Annotated in this window: 7 protein-coding genes; 3 read left to right on the top strand and 4 right to left on the bottom strand. The window is 70.2% G+C overall.

Annotated features, from left to right (window positions below; all coding sequences use genetic code 11):
* Positions 1–26: 26 nt before the first annotated feature.
* Positions 27–1,049 (bottom strand): nucleotidyltransferase domain-containing protein, encoded by a 1,023-nt coding sequence (locus tag ACVTJA_RS41030; RefSeq protein WP_465828740.1) that lies wholly within the window; start codon positions 1,047–1,049, stop codon positions 27–29.
* A 74-nt stretch (positions 1,050–1,123) separates the two neighbouring features.
* Between ACVTJA_RS41030 and ACVTJA_RS41025 the strand changes: the two genes are divergently transcribed.
* Entirely contained in the window at positions 1,124–1,924 is an 801-nt protein-coding gene (locus tag ACVTJA_RS41025) for a Gabija anti-defense Gad2 family protein (protein ID WP_465828738.1), read from the top strand.
* Positions 1,925–2,115: 191 nt separating this feature from the next.
* A complete protein-coding gene (locus ACVTJA_RS41020) occupies positions 2,116–3,111 on the top strand; it encodes an NAD-dependent epimerase/dehydratase family protein (RefSeq protein WP_465828736.1) in 996 nt (331 codons plus the stop codon).
* 6 nt (positions 3,112–3,117) lie between these two features.
* Here the strand turns inward: ACVTJA_RS41020 and ACVTJA_RS41015 are convergent, their stop codons facing one another.
* Genes ACVTJA_RS41015 through ACVTJA_RS41005 form a run of 3 tightly spaced genes read right to left on the bottom strand, consistent with a single transcriptional unit; the run spans position 3,118 to position 7,873 of the window.
* Entirely contained in the window at positions 3,118–4,863 is a 1,746-nt protein-coding gene (locus ACVTJA_RS41015) for an ABC transporter ATP-binding protein (RefSeq protein WP_465828734.1), read from the bottom strand.
* A 31-nt stretch (positions 4,864–4,894) separates the two neighbouring features.
* Positions 4,895–6,226, bottom strand: coding sequence for a glycosyltransferase (locus ACVTJA_RS41010; RefSeq protein ID WP_465828732.1), 1,332 nt, complete (start codon positions 6,224–6,226; stop codon positions 4,895–4,897).
* Positions 6,227–6,280: 54 nt separating this feature from the next.
* Positions 6,281–7,873 (bottom strand): MBL fold metallo-hydrolase, encoded by a 1,593-nt coding sequence (locus ACVTJA_RS41005; RefSeq protein ID WP_465828730.1) that lies wholly within the window; start codon positions 7,871–7,873, stop codon positions 6,281–6,283.
* A gap of 222 nt (positions 7,874–8,095) precedes the next feature.
* On the opposite strand from ACVTJA_RS41005, the gene ACVTJA_RS41000 reads away from it, so the two are divergent.
* Positions 8,096–21,241, top strand: a complete 13,146-nt coding sequence (locus ACVTJA_RS41000) for an amino acid adenylation domain-containing protein (protein WP_465828729.1) — start codon at positions 8,096–8,098, stop codon at positions 21,239–21,241.
* Positions 21,242–21,246: the final 5 nt, after the last annotated feature.

Genomic DNA, 21,246 nt, shown 5'->3' with positions numbered 1-21,246 from the left:
GGCCGGTGGCCCGCTCGGGTCGCCGGCTACCGTGGCGAGGTGCCGTACTGCTTCACCTTGCGCAGCGACTCACTCGCGGCCTCGCGCAGCGCTTCCTCGGGCGCATCCTTCAGCGCCTCCAGCGCAGCGGGCACTTCCTCACCGGGGTAGATGATTTCGCCCAATCGCTGGACGGCGAGCACGCGGTCGGCCAGCTCGCCGCGCCGCACCTCCTCCAGCAGATAGTCCCTGTAGCTGGCGAGGAAGTGGTTCTCCGCGTCCAGCATCCGGGCGCAGAGCGAACGCAGGTGCTCGCGGTCCGCCAGGCCCTCCGGTACCCGATAGCCCCAGCGCTTGCGGCACGCGTAGATGTCCACGAACAGCGGCGACCACGCGTCATTCACATACAGCCGATGCGCCTCGATGGCGTCCTGCTTGGACGACGTGTGCCTCCCCGCCTTGCGCGCGACCTCCGCCGTGGCGATTCGACAGGCCAGGGTGACCAGCTCCTTGAATCCCCGGTGCAGCGCGCCGTTCGCGTCCATCGACTCGCGGTGGTCATAGCCATACAGCTGGCCGCGAGGGTCCGGGTAGCCGAGCGGGTAGCGCAGCGGCTCGCCCTCGGCGCGTGCACGGGCCCGCTCGATGAACATGTGGGGCCGGTGCATGCAGTAGCGCAGCCACCGGTCCATCGGCATCAGCGGAATCCGCTCGCGTTGGTCCTCACCGGCCAGCAGCACGGAGGACAGCTTCAGGTTGACCTCGCCATGCTCCAGCAGCCGGGCCTCTTCCACCGCGCTCAAATCCAACGGGAGGCGCGACAGGGGGCCGATGGCGCGGCGCAGCCGGGTGCAGCGCTCCAACTCTCCCTCCTGGAAGCGCTCCTTGAAGACGAGCACGAGGTCGACGTCGCTGTCCGTGACGGCCTCGCTCGTCGCGTGGCTGCCCAGCAGGTAGACGGAGCGGAGCCGTCCCGGAAAGGTGAGCTGGCACAGGCTGATGAAGCCGAAGAGGACGGCGTTGACCTGCATGTCCTCCGTGAGTCCGACCAGGGAAAGCTCTTCGTCCACCACGTGCGCTCCTCGGCTGACGGTTGCAGCCCGTCGGGAGTTTCCGGTGGAGACGGGACGGAGGCAACGCACTCATGGTTTCATCGCGTCCGCTCATGGCCCGCCGCTTCACGTCCCCCGAGGAGAAGGACCTGCGTCCCCTGCTGGAGTCGGGTGCGCCCATTCCCATCCCGGAGGTGCGCCGCATCCTCGGGCTGGGGGAGATGCCCCATGCCCACCTCCTGGCGGAGGACACGTGGCTGCTCGGGGGCCGCGTGGTGCGGTGGCTCAGCGGCGAGATGGGGGGCGGGCGGGACGACGGGGACTACGACGTGTACTGCGGCTCTGTTGCCGCCTTCGAGCGGACGGCGCGGCGCATGCTGGAGAGCGGCTACACGCCGTGCCGGAGGCGGGGCCCCGCGACGACGTTCCAGTGGCTGATGGGAATGGCCCTCGGCCGTGACGAGCATGCCCGGTGCTCCACGGAAGAGGCCCGCGCCGTGCCCGTGCAGGACCTGCTCCGGCTCCGGCGCTTCGCGGATGGCAGTGAGATGTACGTGCTCCAGTTCCACTCGCCCGAGGGGCATGTGCTCCAGGTGGTGCACCTCCCGTCGCTCTTCCGCGAAGGCGTTCCACTGCACAACCAGATGGCCTTCACGGACCTGAGCATCTGCCAGTTCACCCTGGACGACCGGTACCTGCACGCGGGGCCGCACTCCTGGGAGGACTTCCTCCAGCGTCGCGTCCGCGTGGTGGAGATGGCCCGTCCGCATCGCACCGCCCAGCGCCTGGTGAAGTACGCCCTGCGCGGGTTCCGGCCGTACGTGTCGACCGTGGGCACGGTGTACGGCGCCTGGTTCGCGGAGGCGCTGGGCCGGCGGCCTGGCTCTCCGTAGCACGCGCCCCCGCCAGCCACGGCCCTCCTCGCGGCAATGGTGGGACGACGACATTCCGCCAGTCGGCCTCGCCGCTGGCGCTGGATTCCTGCCCCGGAGCCAGTGGCCCTCCCGATGCGGCCCGCCGCCGGATACCGCGCGGGATGCGGGTGGTGATAGGAGCGCGGGGTCCTCATGACAGGGAGACGTGGATGCGGGCTTTCGTCACCGGCGGCTCGGGCTTCGTGGGCAGGAACCTCATCGCGGCGCTGAAGGCGCGCGGGGACTCGGTGCGTGCGCTGGCGCGCTCTCCTTCCTCCGTGGCTGCGGTGACGGAGGCCGGCGCCGAGCCCTTCGAGGGAGACCTCTCCGACGCCGACAAGCTGAAGTCCGGCATGGAGGGCTGCGACACCGTCTTCCACGCGGCGGCGTACGTGACGGGCTGGGGGCCGCGCGAGGAGTTCTACGAGGCCAACGTGCGAGGCACGGAGCGGGTGCTGGAGGCGGCGCGCGCGGCGGGTGTGAAGCGCCTGGTACACGTCAGCACGGAGGCGGTGCTGGTGGACGGCTCGCCGCTGGTGAATGTGAACGAGACGTGGCCGGTACCGGAGCGCCCCATCGGCAACTACCCGTCCACCAAGGCCGAGGCGGAGAAGCGGGTGCTGAGCGTCAACTCCGCGGACCTCACCACGGTGGCGGTTCGCCCGCGCTTCATCTGGGGCAGGGGCGACACGTCGCTGCTGCCGCAAATCATCGACGCGGTGAAGGCGAAGCGCTTCGCGTGGTTCAGCGGCGGGCGCTACCTGACCTCCACCTGCCATGTGGCCAACTGCGTGGAGGGCATGATTCTGGCGGCGGAGAAGGGGCGCGGAGGCGAGGCATACTTCCTCACCGACGGCGCGCCGGTGGTGTTCCGCGACTTCCTCACCGAGATGCTGAAGACGCAGGGCGTGGACGCGGGCACGCGCACGGTGCCGTTCGGCCTGGCGGCGACGCTGGCCACGGTGACGGACCTGCTGTGGAGCACGTTCCACCTGAGCAGCCGGCCGCCGCTCACCCGCGCCGAGCTACTGCTGGTGGGCCGCGAGGTGACGGTGAGCGACGCCAAGGCCCGTCAGGAGTTGGGCTACCAGGGCCACATGACGCGGGAGCAGGGCCTGCGCGAGATGCGCGCGGACGCCGAGGCGAAGTCGGCCCGCGCGTCGTGAGCCGGCTCAGGCGGCCACGAACTGCCGCTCCACCAGCCGGCGGTACAGGCCCCCCTGCTCCATGAGGGAGGCGTGGTCTCCGCTCTGCACCACCTGTCCGCCCTCCAGCACGAGCACGCGGTCCGCGTTGGCCACGGTGGACAGGCGGTGGGCGATGATGAGCGTGGTGCGGCCCTTCATCAGGCGCTCCAGCGCTTCCTTCACCAGGTGCTCGCTCTCCGCGTCGAGCGCGCTGGTGGCCTCGTCGAGGATGAGCAGGCGCGGGTCCTTCAGCACGGCGCGGGCAATGGCCACGCGCTGCTTCTGGCCGCCGGACAGCTGGATGCCTCGCTCGCCCACCAGCGTGCCGTAGCCCTCCGGGAAGCGGGAGATGAAGTCGGCCGCGTTGGCAGCGCGGGCCGCGGCCTCCACCTCCGCCTGCGTGGCGTCCATGCGCCCGTAGCGGATGTTGTCGAAGATGGAGCCGGAGAAGAGCATGGGCTCCTGCGCCACCACGCCAATCTGCTGGCGCAGCCACTCCGGGTCCAGGGTGCGTAGGTCGCGCCCGTCCAACAGCAGCCGCCCGCCCTGCGGGTCATACATGCGCGCCAGCAGGCCGGCGATGGTGGACTTGCCCGCGCCCGAGGGACCGACGATGGCCACCACCTCGCCGGGCTGTACCGCCAGGTCGACGCCCTGGAGCACGGGCGCGTCCGGCCGCGTGGGGTAGGCGAAGCGCACGCCCTGGAACTCGAGCCGGCCCTGCAGGCCCTCCAGGCGCTCGCCGCCGGAGATGGGAATCTCGGGCTGGCGGTCCAGCATCTCGAAGACGCGCTCCGCGCTGCCGGAGGCGCGCATGAAGTCCGCCCACAAGTCCGTGAGCCCGCTCACCGACATGGAGACCAGCGTGGTGTAGACGAGGAAGGAGGTGAGGTTGCCCACCGTCAGGTCGCCGCGCAGCATCAGCCGGCTGCCGTACCAGAGCACGATGGAGCCGGCGGCGAACCCGCTGAAGGAGGTGCCGGCGATGAAGAAGGCGGACAGCCGTGAGCGCCGGTTGGCCAGGGTGTTCGCTTCACCGATGGCCTCCATGTAGCGCACCACCTCGTGGCGCTCGGCGGCGAAGGAGCGCACGGTGCGGATGCCGACGAAGATTTCCTCGGCCACGCCGTTGGAAGCGGCCAGCGCGTCGTTCACCTTGCGCGACGTCAGCCGCATGCGCCGGCCGTACACCACGGCGGCCACCACCACCGGCGGCACCACGACGAGCATCAGCAGCGTGAGGGAGGGCGAGGTGTAGACGAGCAGCGCGAGGCCGCCAATCACCTGCGCCCCGCTGCGCAGCGCATTGGAGATGTTGCCGCTCACCGCGTGCTGCAGCACCGCCGAGTCCGCGCCCAGCCGGCTGATGATTTCGCCCGTCTTGCTCCGGTCGAAGAAGGCCACCTCCTGGGACACGAGGTTGGAGAAGAGGCGCTCGCGCAGCCGCATCACCACGCGCTCGCCCGCGCTGGTGAAGAAGTAGTAGCGCAGCGCGTGTGCCACGGCCTGGAGCACGAAGACGGCCGTCATCCACAGGGTGGCCTCGTCGATGAGGCGCTGGTCCCTGGCGCCGAGCGCCTCGTCGATGATGAGGCGGATGGCCTGCGGGAAGGCCAGCGACAGCGCGCTGCCGACGAACAGGAAGAAGATGCCCACCGAGAGCCTGCCCGCCTCGGGGCGAGCAAGGCTGAGGATGCGGCGCACGGTGACTTGGGACTCTGCGGTGGACATGGGCGTCGAATCGTTTCTGGGGCGGCGGGCTTCAGGCCGCCGCGGCCTGCCTGCGCTCGCGCGTCTCGAGCGCGAGCCGCTCCAGGGTATCCAGCGCCGCGTTGTCCCGGCGCAAGGCCTTCAGTTCCTCGGACAGCTTCTTCACGCGCGCGTGCAGGGCCTCGTCCTTCAGCAGGGCCTCGACGCGCTCACGGATGGCCTCGGGCGTGGCCTTGTGCAATGGCAGGTGGTAGGCCAGCCCCTGCTGCTCCAATAGCAGGGCATTGAGCGGCTGGTCCGCGAACAGGGGGATGATGAGCATGGGCAGGCCGTGGCGCAGCGCCCGGCCCACCGCGCCCCAGCCACCGTGCGTCACCAGCGCGGAGACGTGGGGGAAGACCTGCTCGTGCGGGACGTAGGCCTCGGTGCGGATGTGGGGGCCCAGGTTCGTGGGGACGTCGCGGGCGCCGGCCGTGGAGGCCAGCACCGGGCGGCCCAGGGGATTGAGCGCCTCCAGCACCTTGCGCATCAGCCCGTTGTCCTGGCCCACGCTGGTGGTGCTGACCAGGAGGGTGCCCGGGGCGATGGGGCCGAAGGACTCGGCCTTCGCCTTGGAGCTGCCGTCGAAGGCGATGGTGCCCCCGTAGAGTTGGCGCTCGCGGCGGGGAATGCCGTCCAGCACGTTGCCGGGGACCATGGCGAGGTGGAGGTCGCTGGAGCCCATGGTCTGGAAGAGCTCGGCGTGCTTCGCCGCGCGTGGAGGCAGGCCCAGCTTCTCGCGCGTGCGGTGCAGGGGGATGAACGCGTCCGTCAGCGCGTGCGCGAGCCGGGGCATCTTGTGCGCGAGCTTGCCGGGCGGGGAGGCCCGCAGCAGCAGGGGCAGCCCGTCCGCATCGATGACGCTCCCCAGGTTGCCGGTGCTGATGGCGGGGATGCCCAGCTTCTCCGCCGCGTACCCCGAGCCGAAGGCGAAGTAGTCGTACACCACGCAGTCCACCTGCTCCTGGCGCAGGAGCGGCTCCAGCTCCTCGAAGTACGCCTCCGCGCTGCCCAGCACCGCACGCCGGTAGCAGACGTACCACCAGGCCCGGCGCGCCAGCAGGGAGACGTGCATCCATTTGGGAATCGTCTCGCGCGCGGCGTCCAGCCGGTCCCGGATGCCCCGGTAGGTGCGCGCCTGCACCAACTCCGCCCCCGAGGCCTCCACCTCACCGGGGACGGCCGCCTCGGTGAAGACGAGCACGCGGTGGCCCCGGGAGACGAGGCCCTGGGCCAGGTCCAACACGCGCGTCAGGTGGCCCTTCATCTGGCCTTCGCCACCGGGCGTAATCATCAGGAAGGTGGCCCGGCCGCTGGACGGCGCCGAGGACGGATGGCTCTGCATGGGAGACCTCGGGAGGTGCCTCGGGGCCCGGGGTGTCCCGGGCCACGCGGGGCGTCAGCGCAGGAAGTACTCGGCCTGCACGTAGGGCATGTCCGCGGGGATGCCGTGCTCCGCGCAGTACGCGAGCAGCTTGCGGGACTCGACGAGCTGGGGCGAGTTCTCGTGGTAGCCCATCACCATGACGTGCCCCATCCACGGCTCGCGGCCCATGGCGTAGATGTAGACCTGACCGGGCTCGAGCCGCCGGACGATTTCGATGGCGCGCACGGCGTTGGAGCCGTTGAGGCGCCGCGACTGGTCCATCTTCCGCTGCAGCGGCGTGGGCAACAGCGGCCCATACATCCAGCTGAGCGGACCGCCCTCGGACTCCATGCCCAGCCACATCATGTCGATGTGGCCCACCTCCCGGTGGACGTGCTCGTACAGGCGCGGCTCCAGCGCGTTGGAGTCCGCCGCCATCAACAACGACTTGCCCTCCAGCTTCACCAGGTGGGCCAGCTTGGCCTGGATGTCCAAATCGCCATGCTCGCCGATGAAGGGCAGGCCGATGAGCTCGCCCCCCTTCATCGGGAGGGACTCCAACTCCGCCAGGGCGACGACGTTGTTGAAGCCCGCGTGCTTGAGCATCAGCTTGAGCGACGGGTCCGCCAGCCGGCCGCCGCCGGCCGCGGGGACGACGACGGTGCCGATGCGGTGCCGCAGCTGCAGGAGCGGCTCGAACATCAGGTGGTCGGCGTGGCCGTGGGTGATGAGGACGTAGTCGATGTGCTCGGGCAGGTCCGCGAAGGTGTAGCGCGGCAGGTCCGTGGGGAAGTCGTAGCTGACGACGGGGTCCGTGAGGATGCTGACGTGGCGTGACTCGATGAGCACGCACGCGTGGCCGAAGTAGCGCACGCGCACGCCGTCGCCGTCATACCGGGGCGCGGGGCGCGGAGGCTCCTCCGTGAAGAAGGCAGCGAAGGTGTCCCGGTCCTTCTCCTGGATGCCCAGCGCCTCGCGCACCGGCTCCACCGGCGCGGGCGTGCGGCGCATGGCGAAGAGCTGGTCGATGGCCTCGTGCCGGTAGGGCACCTTCACCAGGAGGCTGCCGTCCGCTGTATCAAGACGGGGAGTGCTGAAGACATACGGCCGCGCGTCCTTGTGGATGAGCCGCATGGACAGGCTCTGCGACGACTCGCGGTGGAACGGGCTGCGGTAGAGCAGTGGCTCGAAGAAGCGCGGCGTGGCCCGGTTGTTCAAGTCATACGTCAGCTCCACGTAGCCGCGCAGCAGGTCCGGGACGCGAGGGTACAGGTCCTCCAGCGAGTAGCCCTCGGCGGTGGCCAGCAGCTTGTCCAGCTCCAGCATGGCCTTCGCGTACTGGAGCGACAGCGCCTCTTCCTTCAGCGTGCGCTCCAGCAACTCCTTCACCTCGGCCACGCGGTCCACGCCGTAGTTGAGGTAGGGTCCACCTCGCAGGGCGGGGCTCTTCAGCGCCGCCACGTGGATGGCCGGGTTGGCCACGAAGGACTCCATGATTTTCACATGGAGGTTGGCGACGAAGAGCGGCGCCGTCATGGGCGAGGCGAGAAACCACCACGCGTACCATTGGTTGTAGAGCGGCTCGGTGACGACGTTCTGCTTCAGGTACAGCGCTGGCTGAGACATCCCACGGTCCTCGGTGAAACACGCCCGCCCAGGTGATGGCGGGTCGTCCGGGCTCACGGTCGCGAGTCGGGGAACCCGACCGGCCGCGGGCATCGCCCAGTTTGCCACAAGCAATAAAGTTGTATAGGTGTCTTCTCAGTGAAAGTCGTTTTAAGGGCGATTACAGGGCTCTCGGCCAAGCGCGCTCTTCTCGTCAAGTTGGCTTAATCACCGAGGAATGTAATGTCCGCAGTTCGCTTCCCGCGTCCCGGGTCGTTGGTTGATATCTTGTTGGCGCGGGTGGAGGAGAAACCGGGGGAGCGCCTCTACAGCTTCGTGGAGGAGGAAGGGCCCGACACGGAGCTGACGTACCGCGAGCTGGATGTGCGGGCGCGGCGGATTGGCGCGGCACTGCAGGCGTCCACCGCTCCGGGTGAGCGCGCGGTGTTGTTGTATCCGCCGGGGCTGGAATACGTCGCGGGTTTTTTCGGCTGCCTCTACGCGGGCGTGGTGGCGGTACCGGCCTACCCTCCGGACCCGATGCGGCTGGAGCGGACGCTGCCGCGGCTGCGGGCCATCATCCAGGACGCGCGGGCGACGGCGGTACTCACCACGTCCTTCGTGCTGTCGATGAAGGAGGCCCTCTTCGAGCTGGCGCCGGATCTGGCCGCGCTGCGGTGGGTGGCGACGGACGAGCTGCCCGAGGGCGGGGAATCGGGCTGGCAGCGGCCGGAGCACGACGCGCAGTCGCTGGCGTTCCTCCAGTACACCTCGGGGTCCACGGGCACGCCCAAGGGGGTGATGCTCAGCCACGGCAACCTGCTGCACAACCTGGGGCTCATCTCTTCGGCCTTCGGCGTGCGGGACGACAGCGTCGGCGTCATCTGGCTGCCGCCGTACCACGACATGGGGCTCATCGGCGGCATCCTCCAGCCGCTGTACCGGGGCTTCCCGTGCTCGCTGATGTCGCCGCTGACGTTCCTGAAGAATCCCTTCCGGTGGTTGGAGGTGCTGTCGCGCACGGGGGGCACCATCAGCGGCGGGCCCAACTTCGCCTTTGATTTGTGCGTGCGGAAGGTGACGGAGGAGCAGCGCCGGACGTTGGACTTGAGCCGCTGGGAGGTGGCCTTCTGCGGTGCGGAGCCCATTCGCGCGGAGACGCTGGAGCGCTTCGTGGAGGCCTTCGGGCCGAGCGGCTTCCGGCGGGAGTCGCTCTACACGTGCTACGGCCTGGCGGAGGGGACGCTCATCGTCACGGGCGCGACGAAGGGCCACGCGCCGGTGCTGCGCGAACTGGACCGCGAGGCGCTGGAGAAGGGCCTCGCGGAGCCGCCGCGCGCGGGCACGGTGGCGCGCACGCTGGTGGGCTGCGGCGCGGTGCTGGAGGGCCAGGAGTTGCGGGTGGTGCACCCCGAGCTGCGCGAGCCCTGCCCGGTGGGCGCGGTGGGCGAAGTCTGGGTGACGGGGCCGAGCGTCGCGCACGGTTACTGGCAGCGCCCCGAGGAGACCGAGGCGGCCTTCCAGGGGAAGCTGGTGGACGGGCGCGGGCCCTTCCTGCGGACGGGGGACCTGGGCTTCCTCGACGCGAATGGAGAGCTGTTCGTCACGGGGCGGCTCAAGGACCTCATCATCCTCCGCGGGCGCAATCACTATCCGCAGGACCTCGAGCTCACCATGGAGGGGAGCCACCCGGCGCTGAGGCCGGGCGGGGGCGCGGCCTTCGCGGTGGAAGCGGGCGGGCAGGAGCGGCTCGTGCTGGTGCAGGAGGTGGACCTGCGCCGCTACTCGAATCTGCGTCAGCAGTTGGAGGCGGCCGAGGCCGCGCTGGGCGCCATCCGTCAACGCCTCGCCGAGGGGCACGAGGTGCGCCCCCACGCGGTGGTGCTCATCGAGCCGGGGAGCCTGCCCAAGACGTCCAGCGGCAAGGTGCAGCGCAGGGCCACCCGCGCAGCCTGGCTCGCGGGTGAGCTGCGCGTGGTGCATTCCTGGGAGGAGGAGGGCCCTCCGTCCGATGGTGGCCCTTCCGGTGGACCGTCTTCGGGCGGCGCTCCCTCGGGTGGACCGTCTTCGGGCGGTACTCCGTCAGGAACCACGGGCGGCGGCACGGTGCGTGCCCTGGGCGGAGAGGGCGAGCCGACGCGACTGGAGGCGGTGCAGGCGTGGCTCGCGGCCCGGCTGGCGGCGCGGCTGCAGCTGCGGCCGGAGGAGCTCCGGGTGGAGGAGCCCATCACCCGCTACGGTCTCGACTCGCTGGCCGCCGTCGAGCTCGCGAACGAGGTGGAGACGGGGCTGGGCGTGGCGCTGCCCATGGAGGTGTTGCTGCAGGGGCCGAGCCTCTCCGAGCTCGCCCGGCGCATCGTCGCGAAGCGCGATGGGGGCGCGCGCGTGGCCCTCACCCGCATTCCGGGCGAGGGTGCCGCGCCGCTGTCCTTCGCGCAGCAGCGGCTGTGGTTCCTGCACAGGCTGGAGCCGGGCAGTGCGCTGCACCACATCCCCGCGGCGGTGAGGCTGTCCGGCGAGCTCGACGTGGCGGCCCTGGAGCGCGTGCTGGGTGAGCTGACCCGGCGCCACGAAGCCCTGCGCACCACGGTGATGGAGCAGGACGGAGTGCCCGTGCAGCGCGTGCTGCCCGCCGTGGACGTGGCGCTGCCCCTCGTGGACATGTCGGGCGTGCCCGCGCCGAGGCGCGAGGCGGAGCTGCAACGACGCCTTCGGGAGGAGGCGCGCCGCCCTTTTGATGTGTCGCAAGGGCTGATGCGGGCACTGCTCGTGCGGGCGGACGTGCGCGAGCACGTGCTGTTGGTGGTGGTGCACCACCTCGTGGCGGACGGCTGGTCCATGGGCGTGCTGGTGCGCGAGGTGGCGGCGCTCTACGCGGCCCTGCGCGAGGGCCGGGACGCCGCGCTGCCGCCGCTGGCGGTGCGGTACGTGGACTACGCCGCGTGGCAGCGCGAGTGGCTGAAGGGCGAGGTGCTGGAGTCGCAGCTCACGTGGTGGCGTCAGCGGCTCGCGGGGGCACCGCCCGTGCTGGAGCTGCTGGGAGATGCTCCGCGCCCGCCGGTGCAGACGTACCGGGGCGCGAAGCTGCCCGTGCGCTTGTCCGCGGAGCTCACGCGGGCCGTGCGCGGGCTCGCCGTGCGCGAGGGCGTCACGCCCTTCATGGTGCTGCTGGCCGCCTTCCAGACGGTGCTGCACCGCTACTCCGGCCAGGAGGACGTGTGCGTCGGCACGCCGGTGTCGGGCCGGCAGCGCGCGGAGGTGGAGGGCCTGGTGGGCGTGTTCATCAACACGCTGGTGCTGCGCACGCACGTGGAGGGCCGGCTCACCTTCCGCGAGATGCTGGCGCGGGTGCGCGAGGTGACGCTCGGGGCGTATGCGCACCAGGACGTGCCCTTCGAGCTGCTCGTGCAGGCGCTGCAGCCCGCGCGCTCTCGGAGTCATGCGCCGCTGTTCCAGGCCATGCTCATCCTCCAGCCCGCCTCGGCCGCGGCGCCGTCGCTGCCCGGCCTGGAGTCCCGCCTGGAGGATGTGGACACCGGCACGTCGCAGTACGACGTGACGCTGTCGCTGCACCAGGTGAAGGACGGGCTGGAGGGGACGCTGGAGTACAGCACCGACCTCTTCCTGCCCGCCACCGCCGCGCGACTGGCGGCGAGCGTGGCGACGTTGCTGGAGGGCGCCGTGGCGCAGCCCTCGCGCACGTTGTCGCGGCTGCCCCTGCTGCCGGAGGAGGAAAGGCGGCGGGTGTTGGTGGAGTGGAACGCCACCGCGCGTCCGTATGAAGAAGCGGGGCTCGCGGCGCTGCTGGAGGCGCAGGCGGCCCGCACGCCGGACGCGGTGGCGCTCGTCTGTGGTGAGCAGCGGCTCACGTACGCGGCGCTGCACCGCCGGGCCAACGCGGTGGCGCTGCGGCTGCGCGAGCTGGGCGTGGGGCCCGAGGTGGTGGTGGGCCTGTGCGCGCGCCGCTCGGTGGAGTTGGTGGTGGGCATGCTGGGCATCCTCAAGGCCGGCGGCGCCTACCTGCCGCTGGACCCGGGCTACCCGGTGGAGCGCCTGGCGTACATGCTGGAGGACTCGGGGGCGCGGCTGCTGCTGACGCAGGCGTCGCTGGCCGGCACCCTGTCTGTCGAGGGCGTGCGCCCGGTGCTGCTGGATGCGGCCGAGTCGCGCGACGCGGAGTCCGCGCGGGGCCCTGGCCATGGCGCGGGTCCGGAGCACCTGGCCTACGTGCTCTACACGTCCGGCAGCACGGGGCGTCCCAAGGGCGTGCAGGTGCTGCAGCGCAACGTGGCCAACTTCTTCGCCGGCATGGACGAGCGTGTGCCGGTGGGCCCCCGTCCCGTGTGGCTGGCCGTCACCAGCGTCTCCTTCGACATCTCCGTGCTGGAGTTGTTGTGGACGCTGGCGCGCGGCTTCCAGGTGGTGGTGCACGGTGACGAGGTGGGCGCGGCCGCGGTGCTGGCGGGACTGCGCGCGCACGGCGCCACGTATCTGCAGGGCACGCCGTCACTGGCGCAGGCGCTGTTGCTGGAGCCGGGCGCGGAGGACGTCCTCGGCACGCTGCGCTGCCTGATGGTGGGCGGCGAGGCCCTGCCTCCCGCGCTGGCGGAGTCACTGGAGCGGCGGCTTCCCGGACGGCTGCTCAACATGTACGGGCCGACGGAGACCACGGTCTGGTCCTCCACGCACACGGTGGTACCGGCCGAGTCGCCGGTCTCGATTGGTCGGCCCATCGCCAACACCGAGCTGTACGTGCTGGACGCGCAGTTGGGCCCGGTGCCGGTAGGCGTGGCGGGAGAGCTGTACATCGGCGGCGCGGGCGTGGTGCGTGGCTACCGGGGTCGTCCGGAGCTGACGGCCGAGCGCTTCGTGCCCGACGCCTTCAGCGGCCGGCCAGGAGCGCGGCTGTACCGCACCGGAGACCTGGCGCGCTGGAAGGCGGATGGGACGCTGGAGTTCCTCGGCCGCGCGGACTTCCAGGTGAAGGTGCGCGGCTTCCGCATCGAGCTGGGAGAGGTGGAGTCCGCGCTCGCGCGCCACCCGGACGTGCAGGCCGCGGTGGTGCTGGCTCGGGAGGACGTGCCCGGCGACAGGCGCCTGGTGGCGTACGCCGTGCCTCGCGCGGGGCTGACGCTGGACGTGGGCGCGTTGCGCGAGCACCTGCGACGCGGGCTGCCGGAGTACATGGTGCCGTCGGCCTTCGTCGTGTTGGAAGCGCTGCCCCTCACGCCCAACGGGAAGGTGGACCGCAAGGCGCTGCCCGCGCCGGAGGGTCGCTCGCTGGAGCCGCGCCGCGAGGCCTTCGTCGCGCCGCGCACGCCCACCGAGGAGCTGGTGGCGGGACTCTGGGCACGCCTGCTCCAGGTGGAGCGGGTGGGGCTCCACGATGACTTCTTCGAGCTGGGCGGGCACTCGCTGCTGGCGGCCCGGTTGGTGTCGGCACTGCGCGCGTCGCTGGGCGTGGAGGTACCGCTGCGCGAGGTGTTCTCGGCGCCGACGGTGGCTCGACTGGTGGAGCGGCTCCAGGCGCTGTCCCGGGATGAGTCGTCCTCCGCTCCGCCGCCGGTGCGGCCCGTGCATCACGAGGGGCCGGCGCCGCTGTCCTTCGCGCAGAAGCGGCTGTGGTTCCTGGACCGGATGGAGCCGGGCAACTCCGCGTACAACATCTCCGGCGCGGTGTGGCTGGAGGGGACGCTGGACGTGGCCGCGCTGGAGGAGGGACTCCGCGAGGTCCTCCGCCGGCATGAATCGCTTCGCACGGTCTTTGGTGAGTCGGAGGACGGGCCCGTCCAGATGGTGCGGCCCGTGGAGTCCGGCCCGCTGCTGGACGTGGTCGAGCTGAAGGGAGCCGAGGCCGAGGCGCACCGGTGGGCTCGCGAAGAGGCTCGGCGTCCCTTCGAGCTCACGCGAGGACCGTTGCTGAGGGCCACGCTGCTGCGGCTCGGTGAGCGTGAGCATGTGCTGCTGCTGTCGATGCACCACATCGTCTCGGATGGCTGGTCGCTGCGGGTGCTGGTCCGCGAGGTGGTGCAGGTCTACGGCGCGCTCGTGGAGGGCCGTGCTCCCGTGCTGCCGGCGCTTCCCGTGCAGTATGGGGATTACGCGCAGTGGCAGCGTGAGTGGCTGCGAGGCGAGGTCGTGGACGCGCAGTTGTCCTGGTGGCGCGAGCAGCTCGCGGGGGCGCCGCCGGTGCTGGAGTTGCCGACGGACCGGCCGCGTCCGGCGGTCCAGGGCTTCCGCGGTGCGCTCCTGCCGGTGCACCTGCCCCGGGAGCTCTCCAGCGCGCTGAAGACGCTGAGCCGCGCCGAGGGCGTGACGCCCTTCATGGTGTTGCTGTCAGGACTCCAGGTGTTGCTGTCGAGGTACTCCGGACAGCAGGACGTGAGCGTGGGAACTCCGGTGGCCGGCCGCCACGGAGCGGAGGTGGAGGACCTCATCGGCGTGTTCATCAACACGCTGGTGCTGCGCACGAAGCTGGAGGACGGAGCGTCCTTCCGTGAGTTGCTGGGTCGCGTGCGCGAGGTGACGTTGGGAGCCTTCGCGCATCAGCACCTGCCCTTCGAGCGGCTGGTTCAGGCGCTCCAGCCCGAGCGGCGGCTGGGGTACTCGCCGCTGTTCCAGGTGATGTTCATCCTCCAGCAGGACCTCCAGTCGGAGCTGGCGCTCCCGGGGCTGCGCGCAAGCCTGAAGGATGTGGATGTCGGCACGTCCCGGTTCGACTTCACCCTGTCGCTCGCGGACACGGCGGAGGGCTTCCAGGGGACGCTGGAGTACAGCACCGACCTCTTCGAGGAAGCGACGATGCAGCGGATGCTCGGGCATCTGCGCGTGCTGCTGGAGGCAGCCGTCGCGGAGCCGGAGCGTCGCGTGTCGGAGCTGCCGCTGCTGACGGAGGCGGAGCGGCGGCAGGTGTTGGTGGAGTGGAACGCGACGGAGCAGGAGTACGCGCGCGAGTCGAGCATCGCGGAGGAGTTCGAGCGACAGGTGGCCTTGAGGCCTGAAGCGGTGGCGGTGGAGTGCGGGGAGGAGAGGCTGACGTACGCACAGCTCAACGAGCGCGCCAACCAGCTCGCGCACTACCTGCGCGGCAAGGGCGTGGGCGCGGAGGAGCGCGTCGCACTGTGCCTGGAGCGCTCGGTGGAGTTGGTGGTGGCGTTGGTGGCCATTGCCAAGTCGGGTGGTGCCTACGTGCCGCTGGAGGTGGAGTACCCGCGAGCGCGGCTTGAGCACATGGTGGAGGAGGCGAAGCCACGCGTGGTGGTGACGAAGCGCGCGCTGGCGGAGCGACTGCCGGTGGAGGGCTTGGAGTGCGTGCTGCTGGAGGAGGTGGCTGAGGCACTGGCCCAGCAGCCGAAGCACGCACCTCGCAGCGGAGTAGGCGGCCGGAACCTTGCGTACGTGGACTTCACGTCGGGAAGCACGGGGAAGCCGAAGGGAGTGGGGACGGAGCAGAGAAGCGTGCTGCGGACGGTGAAGGGCGCCAACTACGCGCACCTGGGGCCAGAGGAGACGTTGCTGCTGATCGCGCCCGTGTCCTTCGACGCGTCGACGCTGGAAGTGTGGGGCAGCCTGCTGAACGGGGCGAGGTTGGTGGTGTACCCGGCGGGCCCGGTGGGGGACGTGGAGCAGTTGAAGAAGGTGGTGAAGGGGCAGGGAGTCACGACGTTGCACCTGACGGCGGGACTCTTCTCGCAGGTGGTGGACGCGGACGTGGAGGTGCTGAAGGGGCTGCACCAGTTGCTGACGGGCGGAGACGTGGTGTCGGCGCCGCACGTGAAGCGAGTGGTGGAGGAGTTGGGAGTGCCGGTGACGGCGTGCTACGGCCCGACGGAGAACACGCTCTTCACCAGTTGCCACCGGATGACGAGGCCCGAGCAGGTGGGCGAGGTGGTGGCGATTGGGCGGCCGATTGGAAACACGCGGGTGTACGTGCTGGACGGGGCGTTGAAGCCGGTGCCGGTGGGAGTGGCCGGAGAGCTGTACGCGGCGGGCGAAGGCGTTGCGCGTGGCTACATCGGCAGTGCGGAGCTGACGGCGGAGCGCTTCATTCCGGACCCGCATGCCTCCGTCCCCGGAGAGCGGATGTACCGCACGGGAGACCTCGCGAGGTGGCGAGCGGACGGGGTGCTGGAGTTCCTCGGCCGAGCGGACACGCAGGTGAAGGTGCGCGGCTTCCGCATCGAGCTGAGCGAAGTGGAGGGCGCGCTGCGCGCTCACCCCGCGGTGAAGGATGCGGTGGTGGTGGCCAAGGGCCAGGGCGCCGGAGAAAAGCGCCTCGTGGCCTACGTCGTCGGCCACGGTCCCAACTCACTGGACGTGAGCGAGCTGCGCCATGGCATGAAGTCGCGGCTGCCCGAGTACATGGTGCCCTCGGTCTTCGTGGCGCTCGATGCACTGCCGTTGACCTCGAACGGCAAGGTGGATCGCAAGGCACTGCCGGAGCCGGAAGGCGTTCGCCCGGAGCTGGCGCGCGAGTACGTGGCGCCGCGCACGGAAGTGGAGAAGGCACTGGCCGACGTCTGGGCGAAGGTCCTTGGGCTCGACCGCGTCGGCGTGCAGGACAACTTCTTCGAGTTGGGCGGCGACTCCATCCTCACGCTGCAAGTGGTCTCGCGAGCACGCAGGACCGGAGTTGAGATCGCTCCGAGACAGCTCTTCCAGCGGCAGACCATCGAAGAACTGGCGCAGGTGGCGAAGTCGGCGGTGAGCGTGGCGCAGCAGGAGCCGGTGGAAGGACCGGTCGAACTGACGCCCATTCAGCGGCACTTCTTCGCGCAGGGGCGGAACAAGGCTCACCACTTCAATCAAGCCGTCCTGCTGGAGGTGAAGGCGGGGACGGAAGCAGCGGTGCTGGAGAAGGCGCTGAGCGCAGTGGTGAGGCACCACGACGCGCTGCGGATGCGGTTCGAGAAGGTGGAAGGGGAGTGGCGTCAGCGCAATGCCGGGGTGGAAGAGGCCGGCAGCCTGAAGCTGGAGCAGATGGACCTGCGCGGCGCGGGCGCGTCGGAGCTCGAGCGCGTGGCCACGCAGGTGCAGGGCAGCCTGGACTTGGAGAAGGGGCCGCTGGTGAAGGCGGTGCTCTTCGAGATGGGAGAGGCGGGAAGGCGACTGCTGGTGGTGGTGCACCACCTGGTGGTGGATGGCGTCTCGTGGCGGGTGGTGGTGGAGGACGTGGAGAGGGCGTGCGAGCAGGCCAGCCGAGGGGAAGAGATTGAGCTGGGCCCGAAGACGGCCTCGTACCAGCAGTGGGCGAAGAAGCTGGGTGAGTACGCGGGGACGGTGGAAGGGGAGCTGGCGTACTGGGAGGAGCAGGGCGCGAAGTCGGTGGCGAAGCTGCCGGTGGACGTGGAGGGCGGGCGGAATGAGACGGGGCTGGAGGGAGAGGTCCGCCTGGAGCTCAGCCGGGAAGAGACGGGAGCGCTGCTGAGGGAAGTGCCCGGTGCGTACCGCGCTCGCGTGGACGAAGTGCTGCTGGCCGCGTTGACGGCGGCGCTGGCGAAGTGGAGTGGGCCGAAGGAGCGCAGCGCGGAGGGTTCGCTGAGCCTGCGCGTGGAGCTGGAGGGCCACGGGCGCGAAGAGGAAGTCGGGCTGGACGTGTCGCGCACGGTGGGTTGGTTCACCAGCGTGTACCCGGTGGTGGTGGCTGCGCCTGCGCAGGAGACAGCTGGGGCGTGGGTGCGCGCGGTGAAGGAGTCGGTGCGGCGCGTGCCGGGCAAGGGCCTGGGGTACGGACTGCTGAAGTACCTCGGCAACGAAGAGACGCGGCGCAAGCTGGGTGCACTGCCCAGGGCCGAAGTCATCTTCAACTACCTCGGTCAGGTGGACGGAATCGCAGCCGAGTCGAAGCGCTTCGCTCTTTCGACGGATACTTCAGGAGCGGCCCAGGCGACGGGTGAGAAGCGCGGGCACGTGCTGAGCGTGAATGGGCTGGTGGTGGGCGGCCGGCTGGAAGTGGCCATCGAGTACAGCCGCGAGCTGCACCACCACGAGAGCATCAACGCGCTGGCGAAGGAGTACGAGGCGCAGCTGAAGAAGCTGCTGCGCGAGAAGCAGGAGCCGGATGCGGGATTGTGGACGGCGGTGGACTTCCCGCTGGTGAAGGCCAGCACGGCGCAGTTGGAGAAGGTGCTGGGCCGTGGCGAGGGCGTGGAAGACGTCTACCCGCTGTCTCCGCTGCAGCAGGGGCTCCTCTTCCACTCGTTGCTGGAGCCCGGAAGCGGCGTGTACGTCGAGCAGCTCACCTGGGAGGTGCGCGGTGGCTTGGACCTCGCGGCCTTCAGAGCCGCCTGGGAGCGCGCGGTGGAGCGGCTTCCCGTGCTCCGCACGCGCTTCGCGTGGGACGGCTTGGAGGAGCCGCTGCAGGTGGTGCAGGGCGCGGTGGTGCTGCCCTGGGAGGATCTCGATTGGAGCGGCCTCGGGCAGGCGCAGCAGCGGAGCGCGCTCGATGAGTACCTGAAGGCGGACAGCCGCCAGGGCTTCGAGCTGGGCAAGGCGCCGCTGATGCGCATGGCGGCGATGAAGCTGGGCGAGGACCGGTGGCGGTTCGTCTGGAGCCACCACCACCTGCTGCTGGACGGCTGGAGCCTCGGCCTGGTGCTGGAGGAGGTCTTCAGCACCTACGAGGCGCTGAGCACGGGCGCACAGCCCAGAGGCAAGGCCCGCCCCGCCTATCGCGAGTACATCGCGTGGCTGGCGAAGCAGGACTCGAACAAGGCGGAAACCTACTGGCGCGAGGCGCTCCAAGGCATCAGCGCCGCGACGCGGCTGCCGCTGGAGACTCGTGGTCAGCAGGGGGCCAGGGGCCAGCACGAGTCGAGCGTGCTGCTCACGGATGCGGAGACCTCGGTGGTGCAGGCCTTCGCTCAGCGTCACCAGGTGACGGTGAACACGCTGACGCAGGGCGCCTGGGCGCTGGTGCTGGGACGTCACGCGGGCGAGTCCTCGGTGGTGTTCGGCGCGACGGTGGCGGGCCGGCCCGCGGAGCTCGAAGGCGTGGAAGGGATGGTGGGGCTCTTCATCAACAGCCTGCCGGTCCGTGTGCGCCTGCCCGGAGACGAGTTCGTCGCGGAGTGGCTGAAGGCCTTGCAGAAGCAGCAGGCAGAGCAGCGGCAGTTCGAGCAGAGCGGACTGGTGCAGGTGCAGGGCTGGAGTGACGTCCCTCGCCGGCAGCCGCTCTTCGAGAGCCTGCTCGTCTTCGAGAACTACCCCATCGATGACTCCATCAAGAGCAGGACGACTCGGCTGAACGTGCGGGACGTGTGGCTCGGAGAGAAGACGAACTATCCGCTCACGCTGTCGGTCATCCCCGGCGACCGGATGCGCTTGCGGCTCGCGTTCGAGACGCCGCGCTTCGAGCCGAGCGGGATGGAAGTGCTGCTGAAGCAGTGGAGGGGCGCGCTGCTGGAGTTGGTGGCCCGCGCGGACGAGCGACTGGCGGACGTGTCGCTGCTGACGGAGGCGGAGCGTCAGCGGGTGTTGGTGGAGTGGAATGCGACGGGGCAGGAGTACGCGCGCGAGTCGAGCATCGCGGAGGAGTTCGAGCGTCAGGTGGCCTTGAGGCCGGACGCGATGGCGGTGGAGTGCGGGGAGGAGAGGCTGACGTACGCGCAGCTCAACGCGCGTGCGAATCAGCTCGCGCACTACCTGCGCGGCAAGGGCGTGGGGGCGGAAGAGCGCGTCGCGCTGTGCCTGGAGCGCTCGGTGGAGTTGGTGGTGGCGCTGGTGGCCATTGCCAAGTCGGGTGGTGCCTACGTGCCGCTGGAGGTGGAGTACCCGCGCGCGCGGTTGGAGCACATGGTGGAGGAGGCGAAGCCACGCGTGGTGGTGACGAAGCGCGCGCTGGCGGAGCGACTGCCGGTGGAGGGCTTGGAGTGCGTGCTGTTGGACGAGGTGGCTGAGGCACTGGCCCAGCAGCCGAAGCACGCACCTCGCAGCGGAGTAGGCGGCCGGAACCTTGCGTACGTGGACTTCACGTCTGGAAGCACGGGGAAGCCGAAGGGAGTGGGGACGGAGCAGAGAAGCGTGCTGCGGACGGTGAAGGGCGCCAACTACGCGCACCTGGGGCCAGAGGAGACGCTGCTTCTCATCGCGCCCGTCTCCTTCGACGCGTCGACGCTGGAAGTGTGGGGCAGCCTGCTGAACGGGGCGAGGTTGGTGGTGTACCCGGCGGGCCCGGTGGGGGACGTGGAGCAGTTGAAGAAGGTGGTGAAGGGGCAGGGAGTCACGACGTTGCACCTGACGGCGGGACTCTTCTCGCAGGTGGTGGACGCGGACGTGGAGGTGCTGAAGGGGCTGCACCAGTTGCTGACGGGTGGAGACGTGGTGTCTGCGCCGCACGTGAAGCGAGTGGTGGAGGAGTTGGGAGTGCCGGTGACGGCATGCTACGGCCCGACGGAGAACACGCTCTTCACCAGCTGCCACCGGATGACGGCCGCATCGCAGGTGGGCGAAGTGGTGGCGATTGGCCGTCCCATCGGCAACACGCGGGTGTACGTGCTGGACGGGGCGTTGAAGCCGGTGCCGGTGGGAGTGGCCGGAGAGCTGTACGCGGCGGGTGAGGGCGTTGCGCGTGGCTACATCGGCAGTGCGGAGCTGACGGCGGAGCGCTTCATTCCGGACCCGCACGCGAAGGTGCCTGGGGAGCGGATGTACCGCACGGGAGACCTCGCGAGGTGGCGAGCGGACGGGGTGCTGGAGTTCCTCGGCCGAGCGGACACGCAGGTGAAGGTGCGTGGCTTCCGTATCGAGTTGAGCGAGGTGGAAGGGGCGCTGCGCGCTCACCCCGCGGTGAAGGATGCGGTGGTGGTGGCCAAGGGTCAGGGCGCCGGAGACAAGCGCCTCGTGGCCTATGTCGTCGGTCACAGCCGAGACACCCTCGACGTGGCCGAAGTCCGCCGCAACCTCAAGACCCGGCTGCCCGATTACATGCTTCCGTCGGCGTTCATGCCGCTGGAGGCACTGCCACTCACGTCCAACGGCAAGGTGGACCGCAAGGCCCTGCCGGATGTCTCTGGTGCTCGCATCGCCTCCGACCAGCCGTACGTCGAGCCGCGCAGCGACATCGAGCGGCAGCTCGCGAGCATCCTGTCCGAAATCCTCGGCGTGGAGCGAGTCGGCATCCACGACGACTTCTTCGAGCTGGGAGGTCACTCCCTGCTCGCGACCCGAACCATCTCCCGCATTCGCAGCGAGCTCGGCGTCGAGCTGCCGCTGAGTGCGCTCTTCGAAAACCCGAGCATTGCCCGGCTCTCCGTCCACCTGGTGCAGGCGCAGTCCACCCATGCCGACCCAGAAGAGCTGGAACAACTGCTGGCCCTGCTGGAGCAGGACGCCGGCGGCGACATCGAAGCCCTGCTCGCATCAGGGCACGCGGAATCCCGCGAGGAATGACATCC

The organism is Pyxidicoccus sp. M6 (assembly GCF_055568925.1).
This window is presented reverse-complemented; position numbering and strand designations above follow the sequence as displayed.